The 17,368-nt window shown below is 47.8% G+C and carries 16 protein-coding genes; 11 read left to right on the top strand and 5 right to left on the bottom strand.

The window, feature by feature from the left end:
• Positions 1–44 precede the first annotated feature (44 nt).
• The 3 genes from V7P87_RS00005 to V7P87_RS00015 all read left to right on the top strand — a co-directional run bounded on the left by V7P87_RS00005 (position 45) and on the right by V7P87_RS00015 (position 2,329).
• Positions 45–707, top strand: coding sequence for a TOPRIM nucleotidyl transferase/hydrolase domain-containing protein (locus tag V7P87_RS00005; RefSeq protein WP_333795592.1), 663 nt, complete (start codon positions 45–47; stop codon positions 705–707).
• Between the two features lie 119 nt (positions 708–826).
• The gene (locus V7P87_RS00010) at positions 827–1,342 is read left to right on the top strand and encodes a DUF6998 domain-containing protein (protein ID WP_333795593.1); all 516 of its coding nucleotides are present in this window, start codon (positions 827–829) and stop codon (positions 1,340–1,342) included.
• Between the two features lie 456 nt (positions 1,343–1,798).
• Complete coding sequence (locus tag V7P87_RS00015; protein ID WP_333795594.1) at positions 1,799–2,329, top strand: hypothetical protein; 531 nt, start codon at positions 1,799–1,801, stop codon at positions 2,327–2,329.
• A 37-nt stretch (positions 2,330–2,366) separates the two neighbouring features.
• On the opposite strand, the gene V7P87_RS00020 is transcribed toward V7P87_RS00015, so the two are convergent.
• The gene (locus tag V7P87_RS00020; RefSeq protein WP_333795595.1) at positions 2,367–2,825 is read right to left on the bottom strand and encodes a helix-turn-helix domain-containing protein; all 459 of its coding nucleotides are present in this window, start codon (positions 2,823–2,825) and stop codon (positions 2,367–2,369) included.
• A 102-nt stretch (positions 2,826–2,927) separates the two neighbouring features.
• On the opposite strand from V7P87_RS00020, the gene V7P87_RS00025 reads away from it, so the two are divergent.
• Complete coding sequence (locus V7P87_RS00025) at positions 2,928–4,370, top strand: MFS transporter (RefSeq protein ID WP_333795596.1); 1,443 nt, start codon at positions 2,928–2,930, stop codon at positions 4,368–4,370.
• Between the two features lie 100 nt (positions 4,371–4,470).
• Here V7P87_RS00025 and V7P87_RS00030 read toward each other — a convergent pair whose 3' ends face one another.
• Together V7P87_RS00030 and V7P87_RS00035 are read right to left on the bottom strand one after the other, a co-directional pair.
• Positions 4,471–6,054: a methyl-accepting chemotaxis protein gene (locus V7P87_RS00030; protein ID WP_333795597.1), complete on the bottom strand. Its 1,584-nt coding sequence runs from the start codon at positions 6,052–6,054 to the stop codon at positions 4,471–4,473.
• Between the two features lie 267 nt (positions 6,055–6,321).
• The gene (locus V7P87_RS00035) at positions 6,322–8,379 is read right to left on the bottom strand and encodes a putative bifunctional diguanylate cyclase/phosphodiesterase (RefSeq protein ID WP_333795598.1); all 2,058 of its coding nucleotides are present in this window, start codon (positions 8,377–8,379) and stop codon (positions 6,322–6,324) included.
• A 338-nt stretch (positions 8,380–8,717) separates the two neighbouring features.
• On the opposite strand from V7P87_RS00035, the gene V7P87_RS00040 reads away from it, so the two are divergent.
• On the top strand, positions 8,718–9,638 hold the full coding sequence (locus V7P87_RS00040; RefSeq protein WP_333795599.1) for a hypothetical protein: 921 nt from the start codon (positions 8,718–8,720) through the stop codon (positions 9,636–9,638).
• A 116-nt stretch (positions 9,639–9,754) separates the two neighbouring features.
• The gene (locus V7P87_RS00045) at positions 9,755–10,207 is read left to right on the top strand and encodes a DUF4826 family protein (RefSeq protein ID WP_333795600.1); all 453 of its coding nucleotides are present in this window, start codon (positions 9,755–9,757) and stop codon (positions 10,205–10,207) included.
• A gap of 94 nt (positions 10,208–10,301) precedes the next feature.
• On the opposite strand, the gene ycaC is transcribed toward V7P87_RS00045, so the two are convergent.
• Complete coding sequence (gene ycaC, locus V7P87_RS00050) at positions 10,302–10,922, bottom strand: isochorismate family cysteine hydrolase YcaC (RefSeq protein WP_333795601.1); 621 nt, start codon at positions 10,920–10,922, stop codon at positions 10,302–10,304.
• Positions 10,923–11,133: 211 nt separating this feature from the next.
• Here ycaC and V7P87_RS00055 point away from each other — a divergent pair, with 211 nt between their 5' ends.
• On the top strand, positions 11,134–12,039 hold the full coding sequence (locus V7P87_RS00055; RefSeq protein WP_333795602.1) for a LysR family transcriptional regulator: 906 nt from the start codon (positions 11,134–11,136) through the stop codon (positions 12,037–12,039).
• A gap of 229 nt (positions 12,040–12,268) precedes the next feature.
• Entirely contained in the window at positions 12,269–12,682 is a 414-nt protein-coding gene (locus V7P87_RS00060; RefSeq protein WP_296300368.1) for a VOC family protein, read from the top strand.
• 66 nt (positions 12,683–12,748) lie between these two features.
• Here the strand turns inward: V7P87_RS00060 and V7P87_RS00065 are convergent, their stop codons facing one another.
• Complete coding sequence (locus tag V7P87_RS00065; RefSeq protein ID WP_333795603.1) at positions 12,749–13,624, bottom strand: peptidoglycan-binding protein; 876 nt, start codon at positions 13,622–13,624, stop codon at positions 12,749–12,751.
• A 317-nt stretch (positions 13,625–13,941) separates the two neighbouring features.
• Here V7P87_RS00065 and V7P87_RS00070 point away from each other — a divergent pair, with 317 nt between their 5' ends.
• From V7P87_RS00070 to V7P87_RS00080, 3 genes are all read left to right on the top strand, one after another.
• A complete protein-coding gene (locus V7P87_RS00070; RefSeq protein WP_333795604.1) occupies positions 13,942–15,954 on the top strand; it encodes a glycoside hydrolase family 97 protein in 2,013 nt (670 codons plus the stop codon).
• A 249-nt stretch (positions 15,955–16,203) separates the two neighbouring features.
• Positions 16,204–16,335: a hypothetical protein gene (locus tag V7P87_RS00075; RefSeq protein WP_333795605.1), complete on the top strand. Its 132-nt coding sequence runs from the start codon at positions 16,204–16,206 to the stop codon at positions 16,333–16,335.
• A gap of 236 nt (positions 16,336–16,571) precedes the next feature.
• Entirely contained in the window at positions 16,572–17,351 is a 780-nt protein-coding gene (locus tag V7P87_RS00080) for a hypothetical protein (RefSeq protein WP_333795606.1), read from the top strand.
• The last annotated feature ends 17 nt before the right edge of the window (positions 17,352–17,368 follow it).

A 17,368-nucleotide genomic window follows, 5' to 3' on the forward strand; every position in this document is an offset into this window, starting at 1 on the left:
CTCTTTGAGTTAGTTTATCTAACTGAAAGGTGTCTAGGAAATTAGTGGCGATTCATTTTTATTCGCTGAAACGAGAAAAACCAAACAATTGGATTATATGTGAAGGGATAACTGAAAAAATTTACTTAGAGCATTTCCTTAAGGATGTTATTGCAAGGCTTAATCTTAGGATACTTCCGATGGGTGGCTCTAAAAATGTAACTAGACTGTATGAGTACCTTAAAACTCCGATAAGAGAGGATGATCTTAATGGCAAAGTTTTTTGCTTAGTCGATACAGATAACGTAAGACCTGAAGATATTGGAAATGGGTCATCTAATTTAGTTATCAAGAGATTTAATAATTCGGGCACAACTCAACAGACTGCATTGGTGAATTTGAATCATGGGGAAATGTATCTTACTGATGTAGAAAGATCTTTAAACCCCTTAGTGTTTAGAGAAACCATTAATGAATTGGCTCAAGATGATGAATTTAAAGTGACATCTATAGAAAATGAAAGTGGCAATTCTGATTTTATACATAATTTTAGAAATACATACATTCAAGATTTTTTTAAGATCAATGAAGGTGCAAATAAAATTATCTTCGCAAAAAAATACGTTGAGAAAGAAATCGAACTTCGAGAGGTCGGAAATTCAACAAATTTAACTCCAAAGTGGGTATCGACCATAGTTGAGTTATTTGATAAGAAATCATTTGTTTGAATTTGCATTAATTATATTTGGATGTTTTTTCATTTGCGCGAAGTCGAATTTAGTGAAAATCTCAGTAAAGTTACAGAAATGACAAATGTATGCCTAAATTTTGATGGAGGGAACAATATATGGCACTAGCTGATGTTCATTCGCTGGAAGCTGAACTTATTGGGGTTTTTCGTCAGCTTTCAGCGTTGCAAGCAAACATACATAAGCGCTTAGAAGCACAATCTGACGGGAAGACACTGAAGGGAAATGAACTCGTTGGCTGGCTTGGTGAAATTTATGGAAAACTTATTTTAGACGGCAAGCTGGTTAGTGATCGTGAAGAACACGATTTCGAATGTTATGACGGGAGAACGGTATCAGTTAAAACGAGAAAAGGCTGGGGATCTGGTTGGAAGCAAACTAGCGCGATACCCAAGATCGAAGGTGAAGATTGCCCGTCTCACTTGATGTTTGTTCATTTAGACGATGACTATAAGTTAGAGCGAATCTGGTTATACCCATGGTCCGAACTACTCAGTTCTGGAAGATTTACAAGCCACAAAGTTCGAGGTCAGCACAGATCCTTTATCTTCAGGGTTGATGATAAAAAGGACAACGCATTTTTGCTATATCCGCTTATGACAGCTAAAGAGTAGTTTGTTTTCATCTAGCATCACTTGCAATTACTTGGAACCGGGCGCAATTAAAAATGGTAAAAAATCAGTCTAGAATGTAAATATTTATCAATGCTTTACATTACTCTATAACGACAGATAACTGATTCAAAATCCGCCGGTAGAAATATCGTGTCGGTTCGAGTCCGACCCCAGGCACCAAAATCACCACTGCCAATACTGATTAAATATCCACAAATATTTGCCCGGATTAGTACCGACATTTTTCACCCTGACAGCTGTCATGATTTATCTGAACGTTTTACAGCACTTTGCAGTTACCGCTGTGCATACATCAAAACAGCTTGATTCTCAGGCATTTCAACAGCAGCAAAACACATAATTCATCAGCTCCATTTTTATTGAAATTTCCGCTTGACCTCAAGTTAACTTGAAGATTTATGCTGCAACCGAACTTTAACTTTGTGAGGTGATGTGATGCAAAATTCAGCGCTTGAACACTTTATTAGCCAGGTGAAAACAGCCTGGTCCGGACTGAATACTGAAACTGTGGAATCGGTCAGGCAATTGTTGATAAACCTGACCAGAGCCGCCAAAGATGAACCATGGTTTAAGGACATGCTGAGCGGGAAGCCTGCCGCCAAAGAGCTGTATCGGGACCCTGAACATGGCTTTATCTTATTGGCACACACTGAAGAAAAAGGCACTTACCGCCAGCCTCACAATCATGGTGCCGGTTGGGTGTTTTATGCCGTGTTATCTGGTGAAATGGCCATGCGTACCTATCAGCAAGTGACCACTGTGACGGGTGAAACTCATTTGGTGTCCAGAGGCACAGATTTGATGCAGGCTGGCCAGTGCCGGGTATTTTTACCAGGGGATATTCACGACACCCGGTGTTTGTCGGACGCTTTTGTGCAATTGCGTCTTACCAGCACGGATTTTCAAAAAGAAATGCAGGAAGGCCGTTTGGTCAGGTTTAGCAGCCCATCCGCTGCGCCGGTATAAAAATCTGAACCCGGGCTTATAAGGAAACAGCAAAAGTTTATTTTGCCCCTTTTGCTGTTTCCTTTTTAGCTGTAGTACCACTTGTTGTTTTGTGTTTTCTGGCCTGATCTTTACCGGCCACTCTTAATAACTGCTGAAACCTGGGACATTCGCTGTGGCTGGGTGCCGTGCATTTTGCTGCGTGCTCCAGACAATGTTGTATCGCCACCAGCTGTTTAACGCGCTTTGCTATCTCATTGGCTTTTTCTAATAACACCTCTCTGTTTACCTCAAAACGTCCTTTGGTGGTCAACATCGACTGGATATCTTCAAGTGCAAAACCCGCCCTTTGCCCCAGCGCAATAAACTGCAGCTGGTCCAGCACCTGAGTATCAAATAAGCGTTTTAAACCCACTCTGCCCACAGATTTGATCAATGCTTTTTCTTCGTAATACCTGATAGTCGAAGCTGGAACGCCTGATTTTTTGACCAATTGTGAAATATCGATATCACCCATGACAAAGCCCTTGACTTAAAGTTCGCTTGAAGTTGTACCTTACAAAAACGGCCATGCCGCTGCAAGCAGATTGAGTGCTTGTTACATCTTTGAGGTATCACTATGTCTGATAACATCGCCCATCCGTTGAATAACCCGGCGGCAAAAGCAGGTGGCAGCAACGCAGCACTGCTCAGTCTGGCTTTTGCTGTATTGCTGCCGTCGCTTGGTATGAGTATTGTAAATGTCGCACTCCCCACACTGGCCAGCAGTTTTGCCGCTTCTATGGCTTTGGTAAATTGGGTGGTGATTGCTTATTTACTGGCGCTGGTCACTTTTGTCATAGGTGCAGCAGTGCTTGGGGACATTGTTGGCAGAAAACTGCTGCTGTTGAGCGGTATTGGTATTTTTGCCGGTGCGTCCATGATGTGTGCTGTCTCGACAAACCTGTGGATGTTAGTGGCTGCCAGACTTATCCAGGGGCTGGGCGCCACTTTTATTTTGTCGCAAACACTTGCCCTTGCCAGCTCTGTGCTGCCCAAAACACAAACAGGTTCAGCCATTGGCCTGCTTAGCAGCACTGCAGCTATTGGCACTGCGCTTGGGCCTGTTGTGGGCGGCTTGCTGCTGGAATTTTTTGGCTGGCAAGCTATGTTTTGGCTGCTGTGTCTGCTTGCTGGCCTTAGCTTTATTTTGTGTGCCCGTTTGATTGCTGCGGATGAATATCAGTCGGCCCGTTCGCTGAAACACTTTGATATAACCGGAACCCTGTTACTGGCATTAAGCTGTTTGTTTTATGCCATGTCGGTCACAGACAACGGCCAGGTTCTGCCTCTGTCCGGTCCCCTACTGCTGTTATTCGCTTTGCTGCTGTTTATTGTATTTTTGCGAACTCAGCTTAAGCGTCAGTATCCGCTCATCGATCTGCGTTTTTTCCGCCAGCATTTACGTAACCTGACGCTGGCTGCCGGTTTTGTCGTCGATGCCATTGCCATGTCAACATTGCTGATCGGGCCTTTTTATCTGACTTATGCTTTAGCCCTGTCGCCACTTGAAGTCGGTTTATTAATGTCGGTTGGGCCGCTGGCTGCCGCCTGCTCGGGCTATCCGGCCGGCAAATTAGTGGATCGGCTTGGGGTAAAAAATATGATGTTTTTCGGTTTGACTCTGATGAGTCTCGGTGCTTTTTGTTTTGCTTATTTGCCTGTGTTATTTGGGGTTTATGGTTATATCGCAGCTTTACTTATCATGACGCCTGGCCGGCAGTTTTTCCTCAATGCAAACCACAGTTATGTGATGAACAGCGTTTGTGAACAGGATAAAGGCCTTGCATCCGGCATGCTGAACCTGACAAAAAATCTTGGACTGATGACGGGCGCTGCGCTGATCACCGGCCTGTTTAGTGCGCTGTTACACAACACAACAATGGCAGAGGCAAGCCCAGAGCAGTTAGGTTTTGCGTTAAGCACCTGCTTTACGCTAAGCGCCGCTGTGCTTGTGCTGTTGCTGCTCAGCATTTATCTGCTGAACAGGCACCATCATAAACTCCATCAAACAACGGAATAAGCGAAAACCACAATACCCAAGCCCAGGCTAGCAGCAACCTAACCGCAATTGCAGGCGGTTAGGTGATGCTCCGGACACAAACGCAGCAGCAGGCCAGGTTTTAAGCCACCTTAAACTGCGCCGCCAGTTGCTGCAGCTCTGTGCCAAGCCGGCTTAAGTCGGTACTGGCGATGGCGGTTTGTTCACTGGCAATGGCAGACTGCTCAGCCACATCGCGGATGCTGTAAATACTGCGGTTAATTTGTTCGGCTACTGTCGCCTGCTGCAGCGCTGCTGCAGCAATTTGCTGGTTCATATGCTGAATACTGCTAATGGCCTGATTAATGGCGTTAATTGCGGTACCAGCTTCGTCAGCACTTTGTAATGTGTCGCCGGCCAGGTTGGAGCTTTTATGCATATTGGCCACCGCAGCTTCGGCTTTTTGCTGCAGATTGCTAATCAGCTGCTCAATCTGGCCGGTGGATTCCTGAGTTCTAAATGCCAGCGCCCGTACTTCGTCGGCCACCACAGAAAAACCACGGCCGGCATCCCCTGCCCGCGCAGCTTCAATAGCGGCATTCAGTGCCAGCAGGTTGGTTTGGTCGGCAATACTTTTAATCACATCCAGTACAGCGCCAATGTTATTGCTCTGATCTTTCAGCTCAACAATAGCCTTTGCGGAACTGGCCACTTCATGCGCCAGTGCTTTAATTTGACTGGTGGTTTTTTGTACAACCATCCCCCCCTGAGTGGCCTGCTGCGCTGACTCAGTGGCTGAAGCTGATGCTTCTTCGGCATTTTTTGCCACATCCTGCACAGTTGCCGCCATTTCGTTCATGGCCGTGGCCACCTGCTCGGTTTCTTCTTTTTGCTGGCTAACACCGGCAGAGTTTTGCTCTGAAATAGCGGCCATTTCTTCAGTGGCCGCCGCCAGCTGGGCAATACCGGAAGTAAGACTGTTGATCAGCACCCGAAGATTCACCGTCATTTTTTGCATAGCCTGCATCAGCTGACCTGGCTCATCCAACCGGTCTGTCGGTAAATTGCCACTTAAATCACCTGAGGCAATTTTTTCTGCCACCTGCACCACCTGCCGGATTGGAGTGACCACCAGACTGGTGATCACAGAAGCGGCCAGCATGCCAATCATCAGTGCAACCAGCGCACACGCAATAATCAGCCGCTCTTTATTCTTTACTTCATCACGCATAGTGGCAATCTGACGTTCCACCGAACGGGTGCCAGCCCGATCTGCGGCACGGGCCGCTACCCGCATTTTATCTTCAACTGCAAGGGCAGCCTCTTTGTTGTTTTGGATATCAATAGCAGCCAGCTGAGACAACAGCTGCTGGTAAGTGTTGAGCTCAGCTAACAACTCACGCATTAAAGCAATACTCTCAGCAGTGGTAAAAAGAGTCAGGCTGGTTTCACCCAGTTGTTTGGCTTTATTGCTAAGGTCTTGCGCTGCCTGGTAATACTGGCGGTCATTGCGCAACAGAAAGTTTTTTTCCTGCTGCCTTGCTTCGCTAATCAGCAGATTGGTTTCGCTGACTTTGGTCACCATTTCAAAACGGGCACTTAAGCCTTGTAATGATTGATAACTCAGCGCAGAGATAAACAACAGGATCAACAGCACTAAGCCAAAACCGACAAGAAGTTTGATTCTGATACTCAGGTTTTGTAATAAGGTTATGATTGAAAGCATAAAAATCCTCATTCTCGTACATGGTTTAAAACAGAGTGCACTATCAACTGCCGCTGCATGCCATTGCCCGCTATACAGTTCTGTATTGCTTTGTTTGTCGCTCCTTGCCTTGGCACTTTGTTCGTTTAAAGACAACTACTGCGTTATGGCCAGCTGCAAAAGCGGCACGCCCTATGCCTTAGCAACCTCACAACTTGTAACAAACTGTAGTCTGTCAGATGACTGATTGTGTTTTTATTCCATATATTTATGATTTAAAAGCAAAAATTAGTGTTGCAACCAATGCTCAGCCCGCATCGGCTGGCCATACAAATAGCCCTGAAAACGCCTGCAACCAAGCTGCTGCAAACTTTGCCGGTGCAATTCGGTTTCAACCCCTTCAGCTATCACTTCCAGATCCAGACCGCCTGCCATCAGTAAAATAGCGCTGACTATGCTGCGATCGGACATGTTGTCGGGCAAATCTCGCACAAAAGATTTGTCAATTTTCAGCTCATGCAGAGGCAATTGTTTCAGATAAGCCAATGATGAATAACCGGTGCCAAAATCATCCAGCGAAAAAGTGATGCCACAACGATTCAGTTGCTGCATTTTGGCGACCACATCTTTGGGATTCTCCAGCAATAAACGTTCGGTCAACTCCAGATGCACTCTGTTTGGGGCAATGCCTGAGCGCCGAATTTCAGTCAGTACTTCGTCGGTAAAATGGGCACTGGCGAACTGGCGGGCACTGATATTCAGCGACACCCGGCACTGTGCCAGCGCAGGGATACCTTGCGCCTGCCGGATAAACTGGCAGACCTGCTGCAACAACCACTTACCCAACATAAAAATGGCACCATTACGCTCCGCCAGCGGTATAAAAACATCAGGTGCAATGGCTTGCTCCTGATGGTGCCAGCGCATCAGGGCTTCAAAACCTAATAACTGGCCTGCCACGTCGTATTGTGGCTGATACACCAGATAAAACTGCGACAGAATGTCGGGTGTTCTTAAATACTGATCCAGCAGCGCATTTTGCCGCTGATGTTGATCAAGCCGGTGATCATAAAACGCAATACTGCCTTTACCGCCGGATTTTGCATAATGCAGCGCCAGTTCGGCGCTGCGGACCACTTCAGAATAAGTAAAATCTGCCGTCGAAAAACAAAAAGCGCCGACGGTGAAATTACAGCTGACCACATCACCAAACACCTGCTTTGGCCTGGCCAGAGCCTGTACTATAGACCCTAACTGTTGTTCCAGCGCAGGCCGTCCTTGATTGGTTTCCAGCAACAGCGCAAATTCGTCTTCGCCTGTTCTGGCCAGAAAATACAGTTCAAAGTCGCTCAGTACCCGCGCACATTGGCGTAAAAACTCATCCCCATGCTCAAAACCATAACCTTCATTAATCAGCTTAAAATCATCGGCATCCAGGCAAATCAGACAATACTGTGTGGGATTTAATGCAAGATTATCGATGCATTGATTAATTCTGCGGTTCAGCGCGGTTCGGTTTGGCAAAGCGGTCAGCGTATCTTGTAATGTCAGCTGATCAATAGCCTGCTGTTGCATCATCTTGTGACTTAAATCACGCATGACGCCCAGATAACTGCGGCCATGGGTGTTATCGAGTTCGCAGATCCGCAGCTCCACCGGGATCAGCGAATTATCTTTGTGTTTGGCCTGTACCACTCTGTTGCTACCGATAATGCGTTGCTCTTTGGTACTGGCGTAATGTTGCAGATACTGATCATGCTGACTGGCATGGTGTGCACCCATCAAACAGCTGACATTTTTACCAACTAATTCGTGAGCCTGATAACCAAATAAACTTAATGCAGTTTGATTGGCATACATAATGATGCCTTGCTGGTTGATGCTGACCACTGAGTCGAGCATATTGTCCAGAATAGTGCGCGACAGCTCAGAGGATTTAGCCAATTGCGACAGCGCCAGCTCCCTTGCCGTCACATCATAAACAAAACCTGTCCAGACAATATCTCCGTCCGGCGTGACTTCAGGTGAAGAACGCGCCTCCAGCCAGATTTGCGCTCCGTCCGGTTTATGCAATGCAATACAACCATAAAACTCGGTTAAGTGCTGGCTTGAGTGCAAAATGTCGCGCATCAATACGTCACGCTGTTCGGCCGTCATACAGTTAAATAACAGACTGGCATCTTGCAGCAAAGCCGCCACAGGTAAACCGGTGATCAAGCTAAAACGATCACTGAGTTTTACAAAACGGAACTGCTGGGTTCGGCTCATCAGGAACTGGTAAAACACACCAGGCGTAAATTTTGCGAGCGTGTCGAGAGTGTAAAAACTGTCGAGTGTGTCGCGCATAATTACCCTTCCTGAAAAGTTGAGAACTGTGTGCAAAAGCTGCTGGTTTTTAGTCGCGACAAGGTCGTTTGCAGCTGACACCATCGGAAATATCAGCCTGTATTAAATTAATTACGCGTCTGTCTGCAAAACGATCAACCTTTTAGCGGTTTATTTTTTTACGGTGATTTTAGCCGGCCTGCCGGCAGCCTGCTGCTGTGATCTTTAGCATCTGCTAATTTTCAGTCTGCCCCCAGTTGCCACATAAAATCTCAGCAGGCATAGTGCTTAAACGAAAGTGGCCAGACCAACCTGTTATGCAAAAGCCTTACCTGTCTTTTGTCCTGATGAGTATTTAAATGCGTTTATTTTTTCTGCTGTTGTTGCTGTTTTATACAGTATCTGGTGTTGGCTCTGAGCATATGAGCGATCATGAAAGTTTTTGTGCCAACAACAAAAGTATCAGCTGTGATTTATATCTGCAGCAACAGCTGGCTGGAACTAAACCCTATTCGGCACAGTGGTACAAAATCACCGCTTATCAGTTCGACTATTTATTTGATCATCACAAATTTACCGAACTGCAGCAGAGCATAGAACCATTGCTGGCACAGCAGAAGTTGCCGGAAAGTTTTGCGGTGCAGCTGTATTTTTATTACGCCAAAGTGATGAATCTGCAGCAAAAGCGTGAGCAGGCTGAGTTATATGCCAACAAAGCCATGGCGGGTCTGGAACAGATTTACCAGATGTTTGGTGAACCTTTCCGTTTGCTGGAGCTTGCTAATCTGCAGCATCAATTTGGTGCAGCAGATAAAGCAGCTGAAATTTTAACTTACACCGAACAACGTTTTGCCAAAAGCAAAGATCCGTTATTTCGCTTTGAACTGAACGCAAATAAAGCTTTGTTAAGCCACGCTGCCGGCAATTTGGAAAAAGCAGCAGCCGAGCGCCAGCTGTCACTGCAGGCAGCACTTGCCCTGGGCCATAACGGCAAACTGATAGTGGCCTATGGGAATCTGGCCCGCACTTTTCAGTTGCTGGGGCAGCTGGAACAGGCGCGTGATTTGTATCTGACGTCATTACCTTATCTGCAGGCGGAAAATAATCTGATTATGGCGGCTATTTATCAGCTGCGGCTGGCAGAAATTTATTGGCAACTCAAGGACAACACTAATGCCCGCCATTATCTGGCCAGAGTTAATCATCTGAAGTTGTCGGATGCTCATCTTCAGCTTTATCAGCAACTCAGCCGTGCGCTTGAACCGCCGGCAACACTTTAATTTGTGTTTTATCAGCCGAAAAGCTGGAGAGCAAAACCATAGTGCCAGCAACTTAACCAGCTTGCCCTGTTGTGGTCTGGCAGCGACAATACCTTTTTTTGCCCAATAGGATCTATATGGATTTTGATGATGCACAAGACTGGGCATGGTGTGACAGCCAGCTGGCCGCAGTAGAAGCTTATGTAAAAGCACAACAGTTACCACATGGTGTGATTTGTGATAGCCCAGAGTGGTTTACCGCACCTTATGTGGCGCTTTGGGCGGTAGAAGATGTGGCAGACCCGGGTTATGTTGGTTTTTGGGTACTTTGTGGCGACAGCAGCGGCAAGCAACCACAGCCAGTGCCTTTTGATCATTTGCCAGCCACAGACATCAATGAGCCGAGGGAGGCCATAGCAGCTTTTGCCAAAAAATGGGCGCAACTTGCCGCTGCAGCGACCAAAGGACTAGCCTGGCAAGGCAGCCCGGAACTTGACGGCGATCTGCCACAACAAGCTAAACAACTGGCTCGCCAGGCACAGTTGCTGCAACTGTGGGCCAGCGATGATGAACTTTGGGATTTAGATTAATAATGTCAACCCAAACTGAGTGCTCGCGGACAACCAGCTTGTCGTCTGAACAACTAAAAGCCAGCCGCTAAAAGACCGCGGCCGGCTGCGCAGCTTAACGCTGGAAGGTGTTGTAGCTGGTGATCAAATTACGGTAGTCCGGAATATGGTTGGAAAACAAGGTGCCCAAACCTTCCACATCATTGCGCCAGTCCCGGTGCAGCTCACAGGCGGTGCCAAACCAGGTCATCAGCTGGGCACCAGCTGCTGCCATCCGCTGCCAGGCAGCGTCACGGGTCATCGCATTAAAAGTGCCGGAAGCGTCTGTGACAATAAACACCTCATAACCGGCTTCAAGTGCGGACAAAGCCGGAAAAGCCACACAAACTTCAGTCACCACACCGGCAATAATCAGCTGCTTTTTGCCCGTTGCTTTAATAGCCCGGACAAAATCTTCATTGTCCCAGGCATTAATTTGACCCGGGCGGGCAATATAAGGAGCTTCAGGGAACATTTGTTTTAATTCAGGCACCAGCGGGCCATTGGGGCCCTGTTCAAAACTGGTGGTTAAAATGGTGGGCAAGGCAAAATATTTTGCCAAATCAGCCAGCGCTAACACGTTATTTTTGAACTTATCAGGTTCAATATCACGCACCAGCGACAATAAACCGGCCTGGTGGTCAACCAGCAGTACTGCCGCATTGTTTTTATCCAAACGCTTATAAGAGTTGCTCATTTCTAATCTCCTTGCTGTTCAGGCAGGCCAGGCCTGCCCGGTTTTGCCCTGTGCTTTAAAGCACAGAACAAGTGTAGTGCCAATAGCTCATAGGAGCTGCGCTGCAGCGCAGCACTAAGGCCTCAAAAGGCAAAACAATGCTAGTCAGTGGCACAATGTTTCGGTAGATGGTTAAATTGGCACTCATCGTTTTAAATTTGGAACAATCAAGATGCCAGATCTGAATGACCTGTATTTATTTGCCAAAGTAGCGCAAGCCGGTGGTTTTGCCGCCGCCAGCCGGCAGTTACAACTGCCTAAATCCACTTTGAGCCGCCGTATTGCCAGGCTGGAACAACAATTAGCAGTGCGGCTTATTCAGCGTTCGACCCGGCATTTTGTGTTAACCGAACTTGGACAGATTTATCTGGAGCACTGCAAAGCCATGCTGGTGGAGGCTGAAGCGGCGCAGCAGGCCATTGACCGTTTGACCCATGAGCCCAAAGGCATTATCCGGCTCAGCTGCCCTGTGGGTTTATTGCATTTTCATCTGGGGCAGATGCTGGCCGATTTTATGTTGTTGTATCCGGGCGTGCAGATCCACCTCGAGGCCACCAACCGCAGAGTGGATGTATTGGCTGAAGGTTTTGATTTAGCAGTCAGGGTGCGGCCGGCGCCGCTGGAAGATTCAGATTTGGTGCTGAGGATTTTATCCGATCGTGGCCAGTGCCTGGTGGCAAGTCCCTCTTTAGTGCAGCAGCAAGGTCTGCCACAACAGCCGGAACAACTGGCAAGCTGGCCGGCACTGAGCCGCACCAGAGTAAATGAACCCCAGCAATGGTGCCTGCATCATGCCGATGGCCAGATAAAAAAAGTCGATTACCAGCCGAGGCTGATCACCACAGATATGGCTACTTTATTGTCAGCAGCACTGGCCGGTGTGGGTGTGGTGCAATTACCACAACTGATGGTTGGCCCTTATCTGGCGTCAGGTCAGTTGAGCCAGCTACTGCCTGACTGGACGCCAAGGCGGGAAATGATTCATCTGGTGTTTCCAAGCCGGCGTGGTTTATTGCCTTCGGTGCGCAGCCTGATTGATTATCTGGTACAGCGTTACGAAAAAATGCATGAAGACTAATCAACAATGGCATTAAATCAGACTAAAATTAACGATTATTTACAACAACTTAGCTCTAACCATTATCCATCATAAGTTATTTTTGCCCTAGACTGAGTGCAAAGTGCTGCTATGGTCCGCCCGTAATGAAAACACCTGCTGACTGGCAAAAAAACCGTTCATCACCCATAGTAAAAATCCCGATTGCGGGGCCAACTGATTTTTTCATTGATCCAGCAGGAGCAACAGGATGAACAATAAACAACGGATGGTGTTTATCAACTTACCGGTCAGCCACCTTCAAACTGCCATAGCCTATTATCAGGCACTGGGGTTTGACAACAATCCGCAATATACCGACGACACTGCGGCTTGTATGGTGTGGAGCGAAAGTATTTATGTGATGTTATTAACCCACGACAAATGGCGCAGTTTTACCAGCAGACCTATACCGGCGCAAAACAGTAGTGAAGTGATGCTGGCGCTGTCTTGTCAAAGCCGCGCTGAAGTAGACACCATGCTGACCAGGGTACAAAAAGCAGGTGGCGTGATTGATGTCAATCCGCTTCAGGATCATGGTTTTATGTATAGCCGTAGCCTGAGCGACCCGGATGGTCATGTCTGGGAGTTGTTCTGGATGGATACAATAGCCGCACAGGGCTAAATAAAAAAGCAGGCAGCAGCTGCGGTGTGCCTGCTTTTACTCTGGCCAGCAATTGATAATGCCAGCTTAAACCAAATGTGCATCTAAACTGTCACGCCAGATATTGGCTTCCAGCTGCCGTCTTTTTACTAAACCCGAAGTGACAGGCCAGTATCTTTTCATTTCCAGCAACTCATCAGCCACCGGCAGTAACATCTGCTTCAGCTCTGCACCGGTTTTGCCTTGTTGTCTGGCCTGTTCGGCTTGGTCGAGGATCCGGCGGATATTGGCCATTTCTTCTCTGTTATGACCACTGAGTGCCGGCCCCCTGTTATACACCAGACTCACCAGCACCGAAGCACAAAGGCCGGGCAAAGCGGCCAGCGAAGGGTAGGCTATCAGTGTTTTTTTATAAAAACCAGGTAAGGTTTTACGGACAAATACCTGCCAGGCCGCATAAAAAGGCACTTCAATGCCCAGGGCTTTTAGCGCCTCTGCCCTTGCTGCACTGCCCTGTTTGCCAATGTCTTTCTCCAGCTCCTGCAATGTTGCTTTGGGCAAATAATCACTCCAGTCACTGTAAAACTCATCTGCAGTGTGAAAACGCAAATCGTACCCCACGCCAATAGTGATGCCACTCTTTCCCCCCGGATAATGCGGGAACCGGGTCACTCTCTGGTAATAAGCCAGACCACCGGTTTCTTCCAGCGCAATAAAAGCCACACCATTGGTGTCAAGCGGGGCAAAAGGTTGTGGCTGCTTGTGTAAAAAATCCCATAAAGCGGCGTCGGCCACGCCTGTGACCTGCTGGCGCGCCACATCCTGCGCATAACGGATAGCTGCTGTGGTGCCGGGGCCATAATCGCCGTCTACTCTGAGCATAGCGCCCACTTTGTTTAATAATGTCTGTAAAGCACTGACATCTTTGCCTTTACTGCCCTGTGTTAATTTAGGGTAGGTCATTTGCGATCCTCCATAACAATGAATGGAAACACCACAAGGACAAAGCCTGAACCACAGCTCGCGCCAACAATCACCACAATCTGGCTGTTCACAAGAAAACAGGTGTGCCGGCACTGCAGACAACACCAGAGCCGGCATCCTCAACCTTAGTTGTTTTTACTTTTTTGTCCAAAGTGATAGCGCCACGGCGATAGCACTAGAGTTAGTTGCGGCCAATCACACAGGAGTTATTTTCCGGGAAACAACAACACAAAAAACATGCGCCGGCTTATAGCCGCAGCTGCTGCAATGGCTTTTTAGCAAAAGGAGAGCCGTTTATGTTGCATCTGTATTCAAATCCAGGTCCGGGCATTCAGCCCGCTACTGCTGTGCGCCCCACAACCACACTGCGCCGTGCTGTTGTGCTGTTGTTAGGCTTGTTATTGCCGCTGCAGTTAGCAGCCCAAACTTTTAGCCTAAAGTCGCCTGATGGCAGGCTGGAAGTCGACATCAACACCACACCACAGCTGCAGTATCAGCTGAAAGTGGATGGTGAAGTGCTGATCACCCCCTCCGCCATTGGGCTGCAATTTGCCGACGGTATGGATATTGGCAAGCAGCTGGTGGTGACAGGCCAACAACAAAAAACTGTGAATGAACAACTAAGGCCCGAAATAAAGGTGCGAACAGCGGTTATTCAGAATCACTACAACGAACTTATTATTGATTTTAAACAAAATTTCAGCCTGAACTTCCGGCTGTTTAACCAAGGTGCTGCTTATCGTTTTGTCGGTCAGCAAACGGACAAAGCAGAGCTGAAAAACGAACAGGCCGAGTTTAATTTTGTCGCCGGCACTTACAGTTATTTTCCTTTTGAAAAAAACTTCCGAACCGCCACCCAACCTACTTTTACCCCGCTGCCGACCAAAAATATTGATGGTGATGAGCTTGGCAGTTTACCGGCGCTTTTTGTTGCCAAAGGGGTAAATTTATTACTCACCGAAACCGATTTGCAGGATTACCCCGGGCTGTGGTTGCGGGGTCAGGGTGATGGCCGCATTTATGGTGTGCATCCCAAAGATCTCGATCTCACCAAACAGAACCCGCAGAACCCTGAACAAGCCGGCGAGTTCACCACCCGTATTGCCACAGTGTCGCGTGAGCGTAATTTTCCCTGGCGTATTATTGGTGTGGCCCGCTCTGATGCTGAGCTGCTGAACATTCAGCTCAGTTATCTATTGGCAGAACCTTCCCGTATTGGCGCGCCCAGCTGGATAAAACCTGGCCAGATTGCCTGGGACTGGTATAACGAAAACAACTTTAAAGGCGTGGATTTTAAAGCCGGTATTAATACCGAAACCTATAAGTACTATGCGGATTTTGCTGCCAAATTTGGCATCGAAAATATTCTGATCGACGATGGCTGGTCAAGCCACGACGATGTGCTGACAGTGCTGCCAAGCATTGATGTACAAGCCATTATTGCCCATGCCAAAAATAAAGGAGTTGATGTGCAGCTGTGGGTGCCCTGGACTGGCCTTGATAAAAACATGGAGCAGGCGATGGCACTGTATAAAAAATGGGGCGTCACCGGCCTTAAAATCGATTTTATGAACAGCGACAGCCAAAGTATGGTGAATTTTTATTGGCGCGCCGCCGCTATGGCCGCCAAATATCAGCTGATGGTGAATTTTCACGGCTCTTATAAACCGGCCGGTATTCACCGCACTTACCCCAATGTGCTGACCCGTGAAGGGGTTAAAGGGCTGGAAAACCATAAATGGTCGGACTCAATCACACCGGCGCATAACCTGCATTTGCCCTTTATCCGGATGATTGCAGGCCCCATGGATTACACGCCAGGGGCTATGCGTAACGCCCATCGCAAAGATTTTAATGCAGTGTTTTCCCGCCCTATGAGCCTGGGCACCCGCGCTCATCAGCTGGCGATGTTTGTGCTTTATGAAAGCCCGTTGCAAATGCTGGCCGACACGCCCAACAGCTATCTGGCAGAACCTGAAATTCCGGCCTTTATCAGCAAAATTCCAACCGTCTGGGACAACTTTAAAGTGCTGCACGCCAATATTGGTGAATATCTGCTGATGGCAAGACAAAACGGCAACAACTGGTATCTGGCGGGCATGACCAATGACCAGCCACGCACTTTACCGGTCAAACTGGATTTCCTGCCGAAGGGTTCTTACCAACTGGAGCTGATGAAAGACGGCATCAATGCTGACCGTCATGCAGAAGACTACAAACTGGAAAAACGTGTGGTCAAAGCCGGTGACAGCCTGGATATCCCCATGGTGGCCGGGGGTGGTTTTGCCGCTATTTTAACGCCTTTGTGAGCCACATCCGCACACAACAGCTGTTGTAATGGCCTCAAAGCCCGGCATTAGCGCCGGGCTTTTTTCGCCCGCCCCTGCAAAATTTTTGTGCCTATAACATCAGTTGCTAAAGTTAAGTTTCTGAATCATCCTCCCACCACAACTTGTCAGTGACTTTCCTGCACTACTGACAGAGCCAGTGTTTCTGCTGACAATGACAAATAACAGCTGCGAACTTTGGTATATGGTCGTGCTTTAGCGGCCACGGCAATGCACGCCCAAATGCGGGACGCCGCTCAGGACAAAATAAGCCATATTGTTGAAGAAGCCGATATCAGGTTGGATGCGGATACAACGACAGCCGCAACACGCAACTTCCAACAGGCCTACGGCCAGAAATAACACCATAATTTTTTTAAAGCTTTATATCAGGCAACAGCAATGCTGCCTTTTGTCTGTGATATAAGAGGAAAGTGAAAATATAAAAAAGACAGCTTTCTTTTAAAAATCAGTGCTATAACTCTGATGATAACGCCATAATCAATGCGCGCAGCCATGATGCTTAAACTTGGTGCGCAGCAGGTGTCTGACCGAATGGCCACAATAGCCCTTGAGCTGCACTCATACAGGATAAAACAGTGCCCCACAACAACAGGCGTCTTTCCGATATTGCCGTGCGTATCTGGCGTGGCCTCAAAGCACAGTTCTGGCTGCTGATGCTCTGTTGTTATAGCGCCCTGCCGGGCTTTGCCGCAGCCAAAGGCACTTTACCCAGAGTTCTGGTGTTGAGTTACACCAACCATCCGACAGTGCAAAAATATTATTTACCTATAGTGCTGCAGGCTTATCAGGCTTTGGGCATTGAAATTCAGCTGGTTGAAATGGCCACTGAACGTTTTGCACAGTTATACCAGCAAGGCAAAATTGACGGCGATATTGCCCGTATTGAGGCGCTCACCCAGCTGCTGCCCCAGCTGTTGTTAGTGCAGCAACTGGATCAAATGCAGGTCAGCTACCACTGCAGCGCTATGGTGCGATGCAGCGCCGACGACATCAACGACCCCAATCTGCTGATATTTACCCCTGTGGTGAAAAAGGTGCGGCAACTGATTAAGCTGCAGGTGCTGGCCAAAACCTACGAAGTCAACAGCTGGCAGCAATTGCTGGATTTATTTCAGCAAAAAAAGGTCGACAGGTTTTTAATGGTAGATGGCGGGCGTTTTCACACCACTTTGCAGGTGAGCTCACAACGTTTTGAAATCGCCCATATGCCACTACCGTTTTATCATGTGCTGCACCATCAGCACCGCCAGCTGGCTCCGCTGGTGGCGGAACAAATCCAAAAAGTGCTGGCCGGTTACCCGCCTTTGCCTAATCCCTCGCACAACAAAGCTGCCATAGAGGCCACACTCAAATAAAACATTAGATAAAACCA

This window comes from Rheinheimera sp. (assembly GCF_036782235.1).
Taxonomy (GTDB): Bacteria; Pseudomonadota; Gammaproteobacteria; order Enterobacterales; family Alteromonadaceae; genus Pararheinheimera.

Bases quoted from the DNA above. Each gene is read 5' to 3' on its own strand.
- V7P87_RS00010 (WP_333795593.1), top strand. From the start codon at position 827: ATGGCACTAGCTGATGTTCATTCGCTGGAAGCTGAACTTATTGGGGTT.
- V7P87_RS00015 (WP_333795594.1), top strand. From the start codon at position 1,799: ATGCAAAATTCAGCGCTTGAACACTTTATTAGCCAGGTGAAAACAGCC.
- V7P87_RS00020 (WP_333795595.1), bottom strand. From the start codon at position 2,825: ATGGGTGATATCGATATTTCACAATTGGTCAAAAAATCAGGCGTTCCA.
- V7P87_RS00025 (WP_333795596.1), top strand. From the start codon at position 2,928: ATGTCTGATAACATCGCCCATCCGTTGAATAACCCGGCGGCAAAAGCA.
- V7P87_RS00030 (WP_333795597.1), bottom strand. From the start codon at position 6,054: ATGCTTTCAATCATAACCTTATTACAAAACCTGAGTATCAGAATCAAA.
- V7P87_RS00035 (WP_333795598.1), bottom strand. From the start codon at position 8,379: ATGCGCGACACACTCGACAGTTTTTACACTCTCGACACGCTCGCAAAA.
- V7P87_RS00040 (WP_333795599.1), top strand. From the start codon at position 8,718: ATGCGTTTATTTTTTCTGCTGTTGTTGCTGTTTTATACAGTATCTGGT.
- V7P87_RS00045 (WP_333795600.1), top strand. From the start codon at position 9,755: ATGGATTTTGATGATGCACAAGACTGGGCATGGTGTGACAGCCAGCTG.
- ycaC (WP_333795601.1), bottom strand. From the start codon at position 10,922: ATGAGCAACTCTTATAAGCGTTTGGATAAAAACAATGCGGCAGTACTG.
- V7P87_RS00055 (WP_333795602.1), top strand. From the start codon at position 11,134: ATGCCAGATCTGAATGACCTGTATTTATTTGCCAAAGTAGCGCAAGCC.
- V7P87_RS00060 (WP_296300368.1), top strand. From the start codon at position 12,269: ATGAACAATAAACAACGGATGGTGTTTATCAACTTACCGGTCAGCCAC.
- V7P87_RS00065 (WP_333795603.1), bottom strand. From the start codon at position 13,624: ATGACCTACCCTAAATTAACACAGGGCAGTAAAGGCAAAGATGTCAGT.
- V7P87_RS00070 (WP_333795604.1), top strand. From the start codon at position 13,942: ATGTTGCATCTGTATTCAAATCCAGGTCCGGGCATTCAGCCCGCTACT.
- V7P87_RS00075 (WP_333795605.1), top strand. From the start codon at position 16,204: ATGCACGCCCAAATGCGGGACGCCGCTCAGGACAAAATAAGCCATATT.